The following is a 15,444-nucleotide window of genomic DNA, read 5'->3' as shown; positions in this document are numbered from 1 at the left end:
TTATTCCCTGGCAGCGCTATCCCCGGTTTTATTCAGCGTCATGCGCCTTACCGGGGTTATGAACGGTGATATCGAGATAGTCTTCAAGTGTGCCGCTGGCTGAACGGGCTGCGGCAAATGCGGCCTCCAGGCAGCGGCCAAACAACACCTCTGGTGTAAGCCCGGTACCGGTATACATTCGTGCTGCGATATCGGCATCACTGATGCAGCCAATGGCATCTATTTGCTTATCGGTGAACTGCAATTCATGGGGTTGGAAAACCGCATCTGAATGAGGCCGGAATTTTCCAGCTCGCCAGGTTTGCTGGTTATCGCGATCCAGCCAGCCCCAAAAATAGCCAAGCTGGTTGAACGCGTTTTGTTGCCCGGGAGTCAGGACATGATTAAAAAGTTCAGGGAATATGCGTGGGTCGTAAAAACGGAAGATACCGCTCTGGTTGCCCCAGAAAAATTGCGTCAGTGAGCACAGTTGTTGTTGCAAAACCGAGAAAGCGAGTGGCGATACCAGCAATAATAAACGGTGCCTGCCCGCGTAATAGCGCATCAGTTCACCGAGCCATTGCTGATGTTGCCACGCATTATTATGCAGGCGCACCAGCACCGGGCCCTGATCCTGCAGGGCTGATTCCGGCAACCCGGCGAATAAAGATGACCACTGCGCTTGCGGCGATAATGCAGGTAAAGTTGCCAAACAGGGTAGCGTATCGCCGGATAAATCGATGATGGCATCAATATGCGGCACGCCAACACTGCTTTGTAAATACTGCACCTGCGCCTGCCACTGGTCTGCCAGTGCCTGAGGTAACACGGTGTTATCCACGGAGAACCACTCCTGTCGCCTGCTCTTGCGCACGTTGAAGGCAACCTTCACATACTGCTGCGGGTATAGCTGCCGCAGAGGCTGGCATGCCTGCTGATGAAGAAGAAAACGTCTCTGGCGGAAGCCAGCAATGAGCACCTTTGAGAATGAGTGGCCCTTTGCTGCAAATCTCAATATTGCCCTGAGCCGATAAATGAATGGCGGCCCCGCCACAGGCCAGGGTTATACCTTTTGTGGCAGTGAGTGTAAGTTGCCCCTGCACAGACCGGACTGAGATATCCTGTAACGCAGACAGCGAGAGGGTGTCATTATGAGATTCCACCGCAAGAGGGCCCTTTGCCGATACCAGGCGCATTCCTTCCTGGTGTGCCAGCAACGATATTGACTTAGCAGCGTTAACAGCATGGCGCGCTGAGGTGGCTATTTGCACCTCGCCCTGGCTTTGCAAATGCAGGCTTTTGCCAGTGTGTAATAAAGCAGAGGCCGGAGTAACGGCAGCGATACCCTGTGGAGCACTCAACACAACAACTGGCGAACTTAAACCTGCCGCACCTTCAACCAGGTGTTCCAGCCCGGCAGTATCTGGCGGGAAATTTTGGTGAACCGGCGCAATACTGCCCCAGCGCGTTAAATCAAGCAGCGCGCCTTTAAGCAGGCTGATTGCCGCCTGCATTTCCCGCTGCTCACCCCGTGCAGATGGCTGGGCATCTGCACTGATCAATACGCCATTTTTTGCCCGAATGGCGCCCCACAAATCGGTACGGAGTTCAAACCCTTCTCCCCTTATCTGGCGCTCGCTGTTCACCAAATGCCCTAAATTGAGCTGGCTTTTTCCGCCGTACTCAGTGGAGACTTTGATATGTTCCTGGTTTCTGGCATCTTCCAGCCGGATTTTGTTATTCGCTGGTGTGCGCAGTACATTGCGCCGGTAATTTCGGATGGTAACCAGGTCCGGATGGCTGCTGTTATGCAACGCCCCGGCGATATAAGGCCGGTCCGGGTTGCCGTCTTCGAATGCGATGGCAACTTCGGTGCCCGCGAGTAACGGCAAATGGAAACCAAATGTCTCCCCCGCATAGGGCCGGGCCTGGCGAACCCACAGGCTTTCGCTCCCCTCGGGCCAGGTAGCGCGGTCAAACAGCAGTTTGACCCGGTAACGGCCATGCTTATCTATATGGCCATAGATATCATTTTTTGTGGTACTGGTGACACGGGCTGGCACGGTGCCGGACATCTGCGGGTGAGGAATGAGTTGGGGGCGAAAGCAGTAGTCATGGGTAAATGGCAGTGCGGTGAAATGAGCTGTGAAACAGCTGTCCCGGCGTGCTGAACAGCTTATGCTGGTAACCAGCATGCCTGGCGATAAACTACCGCCTTCCTGAGCCGGGTCAGCCAGGTTAACAACCTTGCCCGGTGCCAGCACCGCACAATTACTGTTCCCTGCCATGCCCGCTTTGCCATTAAGGTAACGCTCGTGGTGTAACCGGGCATAAAACACCCCGGTTTCAACTGGCAACGGGCGGGTAAACCTGTCGCCGGGTTCGCTGTAATGGCTCCCCCAATGATATGCCTCGCCATAGGTTGTGCTGTCGCCACGGGTAATATCCACCTGAACATGCATATCGGCCCCGGCATTCAGGTAATGATAATCCTGAACACTGACTTTCTGTGTCACAACCTGGTAATAGCGCTCTATTCCCCATACTGCGTCAACGCCATTATCATTATGCCCTGATGGTGGAATATCGGGCAAAACCAGACCTTTTTCATAGCCATGAGAGCTGTCAAAAAATTCAATGACATCAATTTTCAGGCGAGTATCTGGCGTGAAGCGAAACCAAATCCCCACTTCACTTAACAGGCGGGAAATAAAGCGCAGGTCACTTTCACCATACTGCATAACCTGTTCACGGCGCGGGTATTTATGAGTAAGCGAAAAGAGAAAGTCCTGGCCGCGCATATTATGGCGCTCACGCAGAATGCTTTCGACAATCTGTGGTACAGACATATCCTGAAAAATAGCATTATTGTTTGCGTTGCTCAGTAAAGCCATTCTTGGTTGCAGCACCAGCGCGTAGTGCGCTTCATCTCTTGATGACCCCAGGTACTCAAAACCTGTGACCACACCATGAATAGCCCTGACAGGTTCGAGTTTACATCTCCCCCAGGGCTGTGCTACCGGGGCGTGCAGGGTCAGCCCGGCGGGTTTCAGCAGAAAATCCGCCTGGTCTAATGCCTTATTGGCACAAGTAAACTCAATGCGGTAATGGAACGGCTGGCTGAGCGTTTCCTTGCCTTCAAAGGCCAGAACGTCCAGTAATGATGTGCACCCGCGGACATAAATAACATGGTGATTGTGGTTAAAAAAAACGGTATTTTTTTGCGTGACCATCTGTCTTCCCTTCAGTTATACGCATCCTTTACCCATTTTCTTGCCATTAAAAAACGGGCATCGCTAAAATACCGCAACAGTATTCACTGCTGTCACAAAATTTCATAACCAGAATTAATTTTATGTGATAGAAACAGTGAATTTTTTCCGCCGTTACCTGGTTATTCATGAGCTGAATACCATTCAGAGCAGATCTATTGAATTAACTAATATATTAAATTTTATTAAACATTAACGGGATGACTAACAGCGGATACTTAATGCAGGCATTATATAAATAATGTTAAAGCTGCTATATGGGATTATTCAGGCCCTGACAACAAGGGCCTGTTGATTATTACGCAAGGCCGCGATGTTTCAGCATCGGTTCACTCTGTGGGGCGTGGCCGCGCCACTGGCGGTACAGTTCAGCAAGGTCACTACTGTTACCCCGAGAAAGAATGGCATCGCGGAAACGTTGCCCGTTTTCCGGGGTTAACCCACCCTGCTCTTCAAACCAGCAGAAGCCGTCATCAGCCAGCATTTGTGTCCATAAGTAGGCGTAGTACCCGGCGGCATAGCCACCTCCCCAGATATGGGCGAAGTAGCTTGAGCGGTAACGGGGCGGAACCGCCTGCAGATGAATATGTGACTTCGCCAGAGCCGCCGCTTCAAATGCCGCGACATCAGCCACCTGCTCACCTTCTGCCAGGCTATGCCAGTGCATATCCAGCAGTGCGGCAGCCAGCAACTCAGTCATATCGTAGCCTTTATTAAACAACGCGGCATTCAGCATGCGCTGGCGCAAGGCTTCAGGCATAGGTTCACCGGTTTCCCAGTGGCGGGCATAATGGCTGAACACTTCCGGGTAGCTGGCCCAGTGTTCGTTGATTTGCGAAGGGAATTCAACAAAATCCCGCGGGGTATTTGTGCCAGACAGGCTTGCATAGCGCTGGCTGGCAAACAACCCATGCAGCGTGTGGCCAAATTCATGGAACAGAGTGATGACATCATCCCAGCCAATAAGCGCCGGTTGCCCTGCTGCGGGTTTGGCGTAATTACACACGTTATAAATCACCGGTTTTGTGCCCAACAATGTGGACTGCCCGGTGAAGTTACCCATCCACGCACCACCTGCTTTGCTGTCGCGGGCGAAAAAATCTCCGTAGAACAGTGCCAGCCCGGAGCCGTCTTTGTCGTGGATTTCCCATACCCGCACATCCGGGTGGTAAACCGGGATATCCGGGCGAGGAGTGAAGGTAATGCAAAACAGGCGGCTGGCTGCCCAGAACACGCCATCCTGCAGCACGCGGTCTAACAGGAAATAGGGCCGAATCGCGGCTTCATCCAGTTGCCATGTATCCTGACGAACCTGTTCTGCATAGAAGGCCCAGTCCCAGGGTTTCACTGCGAAATCACCGTTTTCGTCATCCACTTTTTTCTGGATAGCAGCAAGTTCCGCCTGTGCCCGCTGCTTTGCCGCCGGTACCAGGTTATTCATAAACTGCAATGCGGCTGCCGGGCGCTGTGCCATCTGGTCGGCCATTTTCCAGCTGGCGTAATCGGCAAACCCCAGTAATGCGGCCTGCTCCTGGCGTATTGCTGCCAGTTGCAAAATAATTTCCCGGGTATCATTTTCATCATTCTGTTCAGCACGCGACCAGGCTTTGTGGAATAACGCTTCACGGGTGGCCCGGTTGTGCAGTTCGGCCAGTGCAGGTTGCTGTGTGGTATTCAGTAACGGAATCAGCCACTGGTTACCCAGGCCCTTCTCTGCCGCCGCCTGCCGGGCATTTTCCTGTTCAGCGGGTGATAACCCGGCCAGTGCCTCCGGGTTATCCACCACCAGCCCGCCAGCTTTGTCCGCTGCCAGCAGGCGGCGGTTAAACTGGCTGGAAAGCTGCGCCGCCTGTAAGTTCAGCGCGCTCAGGCGTGCCTGTTTGCCTGGCGGTAAGGTTGCGCCAGACAGCGTAAAACGTTGCCAGGTTATCTCCAGCAGGCGGGCTGATTCCGGGTCAAGCTCCAGCGTCTCACGGCGCTGATACAGGGAATCGACGCGCGCAAAGAGTTGCCCATTGAGCCAGATTTCATCTGCCAGTACAGCCAGTTCACCCGCAAATGCCTCTTCCAGTTGCTGAATAACCGGGTTGGTATCTGCACTCGCCATGGCAAAAAAGACGGCGGTGACCTGGTCAAGCATCTGCCCACTTTTTTCCAGCGCCAGGCAGGTATTTTCGAATGTTGCCGCCTCTGTGCACTCAAGAATAGCGGCCAGTTCAGCACGTTTACGTTTCACCGCTTCATCAAAAGCTGCCCGGTAATGCTCAACACGAATTTCGGCGAAGTTCGGAGCGCCATAAGGGAGCGATGATGGCGTGAAAAAAGGATTGTCCACTGGTTCTCCTTGTTATCAGTGATGTTCTTCCCCAAGCTTAGGCATCTTGCTGCCAGACAGCAATCAATTCTCCGGCAATGGAAACGGCTATTTCGGCAGGCAGTTTCCCTTTGACATCTGGTAACCCAACCGGACAGCGCATTTTCGCCAGTTGATGAGAGGTAATCCCCTTACCTTCCAGCCGGTAATCAAAGCGCTGGCGTTTAGTGCGCGACCCAATCAACCCAAAGTAGCGGTAATCATCGCGGCGCAAAATGGTTTCTGCCAGCTCTAAATCGCGCGGGTGATGGTGGGTCATAACCACGAAATAACTGCCCGGTGCTGCACTCCGGGCTTCGTCATTCGGGTCATCCACCTGGCGGCAGATAACTCCAGAGGGAGCGGTTGCAAACATCCCCGGGCGCTCATCCACCCAGGTGACCTGGCAGGGCAATGTGCCGAGCAGGTTCACCAGCGCCTGCCCGACATGCCCTGCGCCGAAGACAACTACCGACGGGGACGGGGCCAATAATGGTTCGAATAACACGCTTGCCATGCCACCGCAACACTGGCCTGTGCGGGCGCCCAGCGCGATATGTTCCAGGTGAGGCATGGTTTGTTGTGCCTGGAGCATCGTGCGGGCCTGGGCGATACACTGGAACTCCAGGTTACCGCCACCAATTGTCAGCCAGGTTTCCCCGGCAGTAACCACCATTTTGGTGCCATCGCCCCGGGGAACGGAGCCTTTTTCATTCAGAACAGTCAGCAATACACAAGGTTTACCGGCTGCGCGCAGTTGTTGCAAAATATCAATCCAGTCATCGGGTTGGTTCATTGCAGGCCTCCTGCATGGCCATTACGCCCCACAACACTCGCTCCGGGGTGGCGGGTGCATCCAGAGAAGGATGAAGCCGGTACTCAGCCACACTGGCTATGGCATCCTGCAGAGCACACCATACCGCGATCCCCAGCATAAATGGGGGTTCGCCCACGGCTTTGGAGCGAAATACCGTTTGCTGCGGATTCGGGTGGTTTTCCAGCAGGTTGACGCTTAAATCAGGCGGAATATCGCTGATTGCCGGAATTTTGTAACTCATGGGGCCATCTGTCAGCAAGCGCCCGTTTTTATCCCAACACAGCTCTTCGGTGGTTAACCATCCTGCGCCCTGAATAAACCCACCTTCAATTTGGCCGATATCCAGCGCCGGGTTCAGAGAATCCCCCACATCATGCAGAATGTCTGCGCGTAGCAAGCGGTATTCCCCGGTGAGGGTATCCACCAGCACCTCGGCGCAGGCCATACCCCAGGAGAAGTAATAAAACGGCGAACCTTTGCCTGCTGCCCGGTCGTAATGAATGCCCGGTACTTTATAGAAGCCGGTTGCGGAGAGTGGCACCTGGTTTAGCCAGCCCAAAGCTGCCACTTCGGCAAACGCATAATGTTTGCCCGGAACCTGCACCACACCATTATGAAATACCACTTCGCCTGCTGTGCACTGATGCAGACCGCACAACATGTCGGTCAGGCGTTGTTTCAGGGTTTGGGCTGCAATTTCTGCTGCTTTACCGTTCAGATCAGCTCCGGATGAAGCGGCGGTAGGCGATGTATTGGGGACTTTCCCGGTGCTGGCGGGTGTTACCTGAATGGCACTTAGCGGGATTTGCAGCACCTGCGCCACCACCTGCGCCACTTTGGTATTCAGCCCCTGGCCCATTTCGGTACCACCATGGTTAAGCTGTACCGTGCCATCGGTATAAATCAGGATAAGTGCGCCAGCCTGGTTAAGAAAACTTGAGGTAAAAGAGATACCAAACTTCACCGGCGTCATCGCCAGCCCTCGCTTCAGTACCGGATTATTGCGGTTAAAGGTGGCGATGTCTGCCCGGCGCTCTGCATACCGGGCACTGTCAACCAGTTGGCTTGCCAGCACTTCAGCCAGGTTATGGGTGACCTGCTGCCCGTAATGGGTCATATCACGCCCTGGCGCTCCGTAGAAATTACGCTGGCGCACGACAAGTGGATCCAGACCGCATTCGCGGGCAATTCTGTCCATGATTTGTTCAATTGCCACCATGCCCTGAGGCCCGCCGAAACCACGATAGGCCGTGTTGGAAGCCAGATTGGTCCGGCAACGGTAACCGGTTATGCGGGCATCGCCCAGGTAGTAGGCATTGTCGGCGTGGAACATCGCTCTGTCGCAAATTGATCCGGACAGATCAAGGGAATAACCACAGTTGGCGGCAAGATCGATATGCACGCCATGCAGGATACCCTCTGTAGTGAATCCTACATCATACCGGACAAAAAACGGGTGGCGCTTGCCCGTTATACGCATATCGTCACGCCGTGAGAGGCGCATTTTTACCGGCTTCCCTGTCAGGCTGGCGGCCAGAGCTGCATGGCAGGCAATACCTGCCGCCTGGGTTTCTTTGCCACCAAACCCTCCGCCCATGCGGCGCATATCCACAGTCACTTTATTCATGCTGACACCCAATACCGATGCCACCAGTTTCTGCACTTCGGTAGGATGCTGGGTGGAAGACCACACCTGTACCTGGTTATCTTCGCCAGGCTGTACCACCGCAATCTGCCCTTCCAGGTAAAAATGTTCCTGGCCGCCAATATGGAACTGCCCTGAAATACGCCGGGGTGCAGTATCAAGCGCTTTTGCTATATCGCCTCGCTGCTGGACATGGGGTGCTTCAACATACAGTTCACGGGCCAGTGCTTCTTCTACATCCAGCACGGCATCAAGTGGCTGGTAGCGAATCACAGCCGCAAGTGCGCCCGCTCTGGCGGCTTCCTGAGTTTCAGCGGCAACCGTCAGTACCACCTGTCCATGATATTCCACGGTATCTTTTGCAAACAGCGGGTCGCCGGGAGCCAGCGGGCCGATATCCAGCTCACCAGGTACATCCTGCCAGCTGAACACTCTGACCACACCAGGCACCTGGTAACAGGCGTCAGTATCAACGGAAAGAATACGGGCATGAGCGTGTTCACTGAGTACCGGGCATAAATAGAGCATACCCGGCAAGATCAGGCGGTCATCCACATAAGTGGCTTTACCACTTACCTGATTATCCGCACTTTCATGTTTTTGACGGCGACCGACACCCTGATCGAATGTGTTGAGAAATTGTGTTTTAAGTGCCTGTTCATCCAGGCTGACTGGGTTACCCGACATACTGACTCACCTCCACCAGGTCTGAACCTTGTAGCTGGCTCATGAAATAACGGCGCAATAAATTTTTCGCCACCTGCAAACGGTAGCCGCTTGTGCCGCGAAAATCTGACAATGGCGAAAAATCCGCATCCAGCGCCTTGCAGGCTACGGTTAATGTGGCTTCAGATAATGGCTTGCCACACAGTGCCGCTTCACAGGCCAGTGCTCTGGCGGGCACCGCCGCCATACCGCCAAAGGCTACCCTGGCGGTGGTGATCACCCCCTGTTTATGGTGCAGGTTAAAGGCGCCAAATACTGTCGAGATATCGTCTTCACGCCGTTTCGACACTTTCCATGCCTGAAATGAAGGTGACACTGTCACTCTTGGGATGTGGATGGCACGAATAAACTCTCCGGGTGCCAGCGCGGTTTTGCGGTAATCGAGGAAAAAATCATCCAGTGACAGTTCACGTTGTTGTTCACCGCACTGCAACGTCAGGCTGGCCCCCAGAGCCAGCAACATCGGGGCACCATCGCCAATTGGCGAAGCGTTTGCCAGGTTACCGGCAAGGGTTGCCTGGTTACGAACCTGGCAGGAAGCAAAGCGAGTGAGCATCTCACTGAATGCCGGAATATGACCCTGTAGTTCACGGCCAATGTCTGCCAGGCGGGCTGTCGCCCCCAGGGTTATCATGGCATCCGTCACGGTGATGGTGCTGAGTTCTTTCACATAGTTAAGGCTAATCAGCAAGGGCAGCGGGCGGTAAAACTGGGTGATTTGCAGTGCCAGGTCGGTTCCGCCTGCCAGTAAGTGAGCCTGCGGGTATTGCTGATACAGCCGGGCAAGGCTTGTGATATCTTTTGGTAACAGACAACGGTGGCCGTCACCCGCCAATTCGGTGGTAGTGCTCTGTTCTTCACCGGTAATTTGTGCCAGTTGTTGCGCGATGGCGGCTGAATCTGCCTGGAACTGGTCATTGTCAGGTAACTGACACAGAGCCTGTGCAGCTTCAATAATTGGCCGGTATCCTGTGCAGCGGCACAGATTCCCCCCCAGGTGTTGATCAATAGTGTGGCGGTCTGCTCTGGGGGCATTTTTCTGTAAAGCGAACATTGACATCACAATACCTGGTGTGCAAAAACCGCACTGGGAGCCATGGTGGTCAGCAAGAGTTTGCTGTGCGGGATGTAACTGCCGCCCCTGCGCAAGATCTTCCACCGTTATGAGTTGCCTGCCCTGTAACTGGCTCACCAACATCAGGCAGCTATTTGCTGTTTTCCATACCATTTTGCCTTGTTGCGCTTCGCCAACCACTACCGTGCAGGCTCCGCAGTCGCCAGATGTGCACCCTTCTTTGGTGCCCGGGCAACCGGCCGGGCCGCGCAGCCAGTTCAGTACCGTGGTGCCAGGGTCAATATCTCGCACAATGGTACGTTTCCGGTTATGTAAAAAAGTAATCATGCTGCCACCTCACACTTATCTCTGGACCATACAGGCTGGCCGTTTACCCAGGTTTGCCAGATATTGCGGTCATCCCCCAGAGTCATCAGCACAAATAACCGTTCGTAGATATCCCGGCAGTGGCTGTCGCGCAGGCGCTGTAGTGGAGTGGCTTGTGGGTCAAGCACCACAAAATCAGCTTCTTTGCCCGGCATAAAATTGCCAATACAGCTGTCCAGATCCAGTGCGTGAGCCCCACCGAGTGTGGCGTAGTAAAATGCTTCACACGCACTGAGGCGAAATGACTGCAACTGGGCCACTTTGTAGGCTTCCCCCAGAGTACGTAACATGCTGAATGTGGTCCCTGCGCCCACATCTGTTCCCATACCAATACGCACTCGTTGTTGCTGGCAGCGCTGCAAGTTAAACAGGCCACTGCCTAAAAACAGATTGGATGTAGGGCAAAAAGCCACGGCAGATTCAGTGCGTTGCAGGCAGTTCCATTCGTCGTCATCTAAGTGAATGGCGTGAGCAAATACGCTGCGACGCCCGGTCAGTCGGTAACTGTCATAAACGCCAAGGTAATTTTTCTGTTCGGGCCACAGGCTTTTCACCCAGGCAACTTCCTGGGGGTTTTCACTTAAATGTGTCTGTAGCCAGGTATCCGGAAACTCTGTGCGCAGGCGCTCAACCGCTGCCAGCAGTTCAGGTGACGACGTGGGGGCGAAACGCGGAGTGAGCGCATAGTTAAGTCGCCCTTTGTTGTGCCAGCGCGTTATCAGTTCGCGGCTTTGTTGTTCGCTCTGTTCAGGTGTTTCTGTCAGGTAGTCTGGCGCATTGCGGTCCATCATCACTTTGCCCGCTATCAGGCGCATGCCCAGTTGCCAGGCGACACGAAATAACGCATCCACTGATTGTGGGTGGACCGTGCCAAACACCAGTGCGGTTGTGGTGCCATTACTGAGTAATTGATTCAGGAAAAAAGCCGACATTTGAATAGCATGGGCTTCACTTTCAAACTGGCGTTCAACGGGAAAGGTATAGGTTTCCAGCCAACTCAGCAGTTGCTCTCCCCAGGCACCTATCATTTCGGTTTGCGGATAATGCAGGTGGGTATCGACAAACCCGGGCACAATCAGTTTTCCGCGGTAATCAGCCACATCATCGGTGCTGCGCAGCAATAGGCTGCCTTCAGACCAGTTATACAGTCCCACAATATGCCCGCCTTCTGTTAATAACAGGCCGTCTTCCAGGTAACGGGCATGCTCAGCGATGGCGGCAGGATCGTCTGAGGGCTGGGTAATATCGAAAAATTGCCCCCGGATAGCCTGAGTATAGTTAACAGCCATAATCAGCCTCTTTAATGAGGGTTACCCCTCTTTATATTATGCAGATGAATAAAATAACCATATTGTCACAGGTAACTTGCAATCAGAGTGCCAATTTTATTTTTATATTTTTTATTTATTATTCATGAAGTTATATATTTTCATTTCATTTGCGCAACAGCAGGCTATTTTTCTCAGGCGCAAACGGTTGCATATTAAAGCAACCGTTTGCCCTTTATTATTTTAGTTTATCAGGCCGGTTTACCGCACATTTTCGCGTACGCTGGCTGCACTTTAATGGTTCAGTTGCACCATTAAGGAACATCGCGTTGCTGTCGTCATCCGGGCAGAGTTCTCAAGCTTATGTTTTGCGTGCTAAGGTATAGTTTCTGTTTCAGGCAGTCGTGCGGGTCATCCGGGTTACCGAACAATCACTTGCTGTATCACCACTGCCTGAACGTCCATGGGCAAAACCACGCAAAAATGTAGAGGAAACACAGATGCTTATTCTGGTTACAGGCGCAACAGCCGGGTTTGGTGAAGCAATCACTCGTCGTTTTGTGGCAAACGGACATAGAGTTATTGCTACCGGGCGCAGAGCTGAGCGTTTAAAGACATTGCAGGACGCCCTGGGCGACAGTGTGCTGACCATTCAACTTGATGTACGTAATCGTGCGGCGATTGAATCCGCTATCAGCTCATTGTCCGCCGAATGGCGCAATATCGATGTTCTGGTAAATAACGCCGGGTTGGCTCTGGGTTTAGAACCTGCACATAAAGCCAGCGCGGATGACTGGGAAACCATGATTGATACCAATACCAAAGGCCTGGTATATATGACACGCGCGGTGTTGCCTGGCATGGTTGAACGTAACCGCGGGCATGTTATTAATATTGGTTCCACTGCCGGAAGCTGGCCTTATGCAGGTGGCAATGTTTATGGGGCAACCAAAGCGTTTGTTCGCCAGTTCAGCCTGAATCTGCGTACCGACCTGAATGGTACCGGGGTGCGGGTAACCGATATTGAACCAGGCCTGGTTGGGGGCACGGAATTTTCCAATGTGCGCTTTAAAGGTGATGACGATAAAGCAGATAAAACCTATCAGAACACGCAACCACTGAGCCCGGAAGATGTCACCGAGGCAGTCTGGTGGGTTGCCACGCTGCCTGCGCATGTCAATATCAACACACTTGAAATGATGCCCGTCAGCCAGACGTTTGGTGGGTTAACTGTCCATCGCTCCGCCTGATTTTCCCCACCCGGCTTGCCAGCCGGGTATGGGCGAACCGCCAAAAACAGGGTAAAATCATTGGGTTTACTCTAACAAAAGACAAACCATGACCGAAGAAACGCATCTCAACCCTACTCAACCTGTCAATCAGCAGATATACCGCATTTTGCGGCGCGATATCGTTCACTGCCTGATTCCACCCGGCACCCCGCTTTCAGAAAAAGAAGTGTCACTGCGTTTTGACGTTTCGCGCCAGCCGGTACGTGAGGCGTTCATCAAACTGGCAGAAAATGGTCTGATCCAGATTCGTCCTCAACGCGGAAGTTATGTCAACAAAATCTCCCTGAACCAGGTACGTAGTGGCGGTTTTGTCCGGGAAGCGATAGAGCGCGCGGTGGTACGTCGGGCCGCCATACTGGTTACCGATGCACAACTTTACCAGTTAGAGCAAAACCTTAATCAGCAGCGCACGGCAATTGACCGCCACCAGCTGAACGATTTTTTCCAACTGGACGACGATTTTCACCAAATTCTGTGTGATATTGCCCAGTGTCGCCTGGCGTGGGAGACCATTGAGAATATTAAAGCGGCAATGGACCGGGTGCGTTTTATGAGCCTTGACCACGTTACACCTCATGAGATGTTGCTGGAGCAGCACTGGGCGATATTCCGGGCGCTGGAAAAGCATGATGAACAACTGGCGGACGAAACCATGCATCAGCATCTGGCTGAGATTAGCGCCTCTGTTTTGCTAATCCGCCAGGAAAACCGCGACTGGTTTACGGAAGAGCAATAAGCCCGCTTAATGCCGGTTTCGCGTTATTCACCGGCAAGTTTACGTTCGCAATGACCAGTTGGAGATTGTTTAGTGGCATCTGACTAATCTCTGAGCGTAAAAAAACCCGCCGCAGCGGGTTTGGTTGATTAAACATAAATCACTGTGCCAGTAGCAGGCAATCAGGCATTCGCCTGAGCCCATGCGGCAACCGTCGCTTTTGCGCCATTCGCCAGTAGTGAACGCCAGGCCCGGGTGACTGCGCCCACAAAAACCGGGTCCTGGGGTAAATCTGTACCAAAAATCGCGCTTATCCCCAGCAAAGCCTTAACCCGTGAATCATCTTCCACCGAAGCGGCAGTAGCTTCACGGATAACAGGCAATAGCGGGTCCATCACCTCGATGGGCTGGCCTTGTTCATCCACCTCACCGACATAGCGCATCCACCCGGCAACCCCCAACGCCAGCAGTGAGAAATCACTGTTATGTGCGCGATGCCAGCGAACTGAATCCAGCATGCGTTGCGGTAACTTCTGGCTGCCATCCATCGCAATTTGCCAGGTACGATGGCGCAGCGCCGGGTTGGTGTAACGCTCAATCAACAAATCAGCATAACGCGCCAGGTCAACGCCCTGAACCTGCAGTGTTGGTGCCTGTTCACGCAGCATCAGGGCATGTGCGGCACGGCGATAGTTATCGTCGCCCATACAGTCGTTAATATGCTGGTAACCGGCAAGATAACCCAGATAAGCCAGGAATGAGTGGCTGCCGTTAAGCATCCGTAATTTCATCTCTTCAAATGGGATAACATCACTGACCAGCTGTGCGCCGGCTTTTTCCCATTCAGGGCGGCCAGCGACAAAGTTATCTTCAATCACCCACTGGCGGAAAGGTTCACAGGCAACACCGGCCGGGTCAGCAACCCCGGTAATCTGTTCAATTTTAGCCAGCGTATCTGCTGTCACGGCAGGCACAATACGGTCAACCATGGTGCACGGGAAAGTGACGTGCTGCTCAATCCAGCTTGCCAGCGCAGCATCAACCTGGCGGGCATATGCCAGCACAACGTTGCGGGTAACATGGCCATTTTCCGGCATGTTATCGCATGACATCACGCTGAATGGCGCCAGACCGCGCGCTTTGCGTAATGCCAGCGCGGCAACAATCACACCGGCAGCCGATTTCGGTTGTTGCGGGTGGCGTAAATCTTCGGCAATCAGCGGGTTGTCCAGGTTGAGTTCACCTGTTGCCGGGGAGTGGCAGTACCCTTTTTCTGTAATGGTCAGGGAGACAATCGCCACCTGAGGCTCACACATGGCTTCCAGAACCGCGTCCAGGCCATCAACAGAGACGTGCATGGCACGTTTTACCACGCCCACTACGCGCGCCTGCCAGTTATCGGCGGACATTTCAGCGACGGTATACAGGTTATCCTGGCGGTGTAAGTCAGCAATTTGCTGTTCGCCGCCAATCAGATTAACTTCGCAATAACCCCAGTCGCTTTGGTGTTCAGCGGCAAGAATATCGGCATAAACCCCCTGATGGGCGCGGTGGAACGCACCAAAACCCAGGTGAACAATGCGGGTTTTAAGGGCATTTCTGTCATAGGCTGGACAGGTTGCGTTTGCTGCTAATAACGTCTTTTCCATTATTAAACTCATCATTAAGCGGATTGAACCAGGATGGCGTTATCCTGGCAGACTCAGTGTTGTGCTTTCATGATGTACGACATATTTCCCCTACTACAAGACTAGAATGGTAGTTAATTGTGATAACAGTCACAAAATAAAATGAAATTGCGTTTTGTTACTCGCAAGAACAGTCTGGCTCTTGCGGATAACAGCCCGTGATAAAACCTGGGCCTGTCCTGGACTTATCATTAACCTGTATGTAATTGCAACGAGATATACCGGTAGTGTTGAGCTGGCATTACAAT

Annotated in this window: 10 protein-coding genes; 2 read left to right on the top strand and 8 right to left on the bottom strand. The window is 53.1% G+C overall.

Annotated elements, in window-relative coordinates:
- Positions 1-28: 28 nt before the first annotated feature.
- From MPHASIOC01_RS05815 to guaD, 7 genes are all read right to left on the bottom strand, one after another.
- Positions 29-820: a DUF4123 domain-containing protein gene (locus MPHASIOC01_RS05815; RefSeq protein WP_353614159.1), complete on the bottom strand. Its 792-nt coding sequence runs from the start codon at positions 818-820 to the stop codon at positions 29-31.
- Positions 813-3,212: a type VI secretion system tip protein VgrG gene (locus MPHASIOC01_RS05810; RefSeq protein WP_353614158.1), complete on the bottom strand. Its 2,400-nt coding sequence runs from the start codon at positions 3,210-3,212 to the stop codon at positions 813-815. Before MPHASIOC01_RS05810 ends, MPHASIOC01_RS05815 begins: the two co-directional genes overlap by 8 nt.
- Before the next feature lie 337 nt (positions 3,213-3,549).
- A complete protein-coding gene (dcp, locus tag MPHASIOC01_RS05805) occupies positions 3,550-5,586 on the bottom strand; it encodes a peptidyl-dipeptidase Dcp (RefSeq protein ID WP_353614157.1) in 2,037 nt (678 codons plus the stop codon).
- 37 nt (positions 5,587-5,623) lie between these two features.
- Entirely contained in the window at positions 5,624-6,400 is a 777-nt protein-coding gene (gene xdhC, locus MPHASIOC01_RS05800; protein WP_064593462.1) for a xanthine dehydrogenase accessory protein XdhC, read from the bottom strand.
- Positions 6,384-8,753 carry a xanthine dehydrogenase molybdopterin binding subunit gene (xdhB, locus tag MPHASIOC01_RS05795; protein WP_064593460.1) on the bottom strand — a complete coding sequence of 790 codons (2,370 nt, stop codon included), beginning with the start codon at positions 8,751-8,753 and terminating at the stop codon, positions 6,384-6,386. The genes xdhC and xdhB overlap by 17 nt, the downstream gene beginning before the upstream one ends.
- The gene (gene xdhA, locus MPHASIOC01_RS05790; RefSeq protein ID WP_353614156.1) at positions 8,743-10,194 is read right to left on the bottom strand and encodes a xanthine dehydrogenase small subunit; all 1,452 of its coding nucleotides are present in this window, start codon (positions 10,192-10,194) and stop codon (positions 8,743-8,745) included. The genes xdhB and xdhA overlap by 11 nt, the downstream gene beginning before the upstream one ends.
- Positions 10,191-11,522, bottom strand: a complete 1,332-nt coding sequence (gene guaD, locus MPHASIOC01_RS05785; protein WP_353614155.1) for a guanine deaminase — start codon at positions 11,520-11,522, stop codon at positions 10,191-10,193. Before guaD ends, xdhA begins: the two co-directional genes overlap by 4 nt.
- 479 nt (positions 11,523-12,001) lie before the next feature.
- Between guaD and ydfG the strand changes: the two genes are divergently transcribed.
- Both ydfG and MPHASIOC01_RS05775 read left to right on the top strand, forming a co-directional pair.
- Positions 12,002-12,751, top strand: a complete 750-nt coding sequence (gene ydfG, locus MPHASIOC01_RS05780) for a bifunctional NADP-dependent 3-hydroxy acid dehydrogenase/3-hydroxypropionate dehydrogenase YdfG (RefSeq protein WP_353614154.1) — start codon at positions 12,002-12,004, stop codon at positions 12,749-12,751.
- Positions 12,752-12,839: 88 nt separating this feature from the next.
- On the top strand, positions 12,840-13,529 hold the full coding sequence (locus MPHASIOC01_RS05775; protein WP_064593454.1) for a GntR family transcriptional regulator: 690 nt from the start codon (positions 12,840-12,842) through the stop codon (positions 13,527-13,529).
- 161 nt (positions 13,530-13,690) lie between these two features.
- Here the strand turns inward: MPHASIOC01_RS05775 and MPHASIOC01_RS05770 are convergent, their stop codons facing one another.
- Positions 13,691-15,157 (bottom strand): fructuronate reductase, encoded by a 1,467-nt coding sequence (locus MPHASIOC01_RS05770; protein ID WP_353614153.1) that lies wholly within the window; start codon positions 15,155-15,157, stop codon positions 13,691-13,693.
- Between the last annotated feature and the right edge of the window lie 287 nt (positions 15,158-15,444).

The sequence above is a fragment of the Mangrovibacter phragmitis genome (genome assembly GCF_040429585.1).
Lineage (GTDB): Bacteria > Pseudomonadota > Gammaproteobacteria > Enterobacterales > Enterobacteriaceae > Mangrovibacter > Mangrovibacter phragmitis.
Note: the sequence above shows the minus strand (reverse complement) of the source record. Positions and strands in the feature narration are given on the sequence as shown.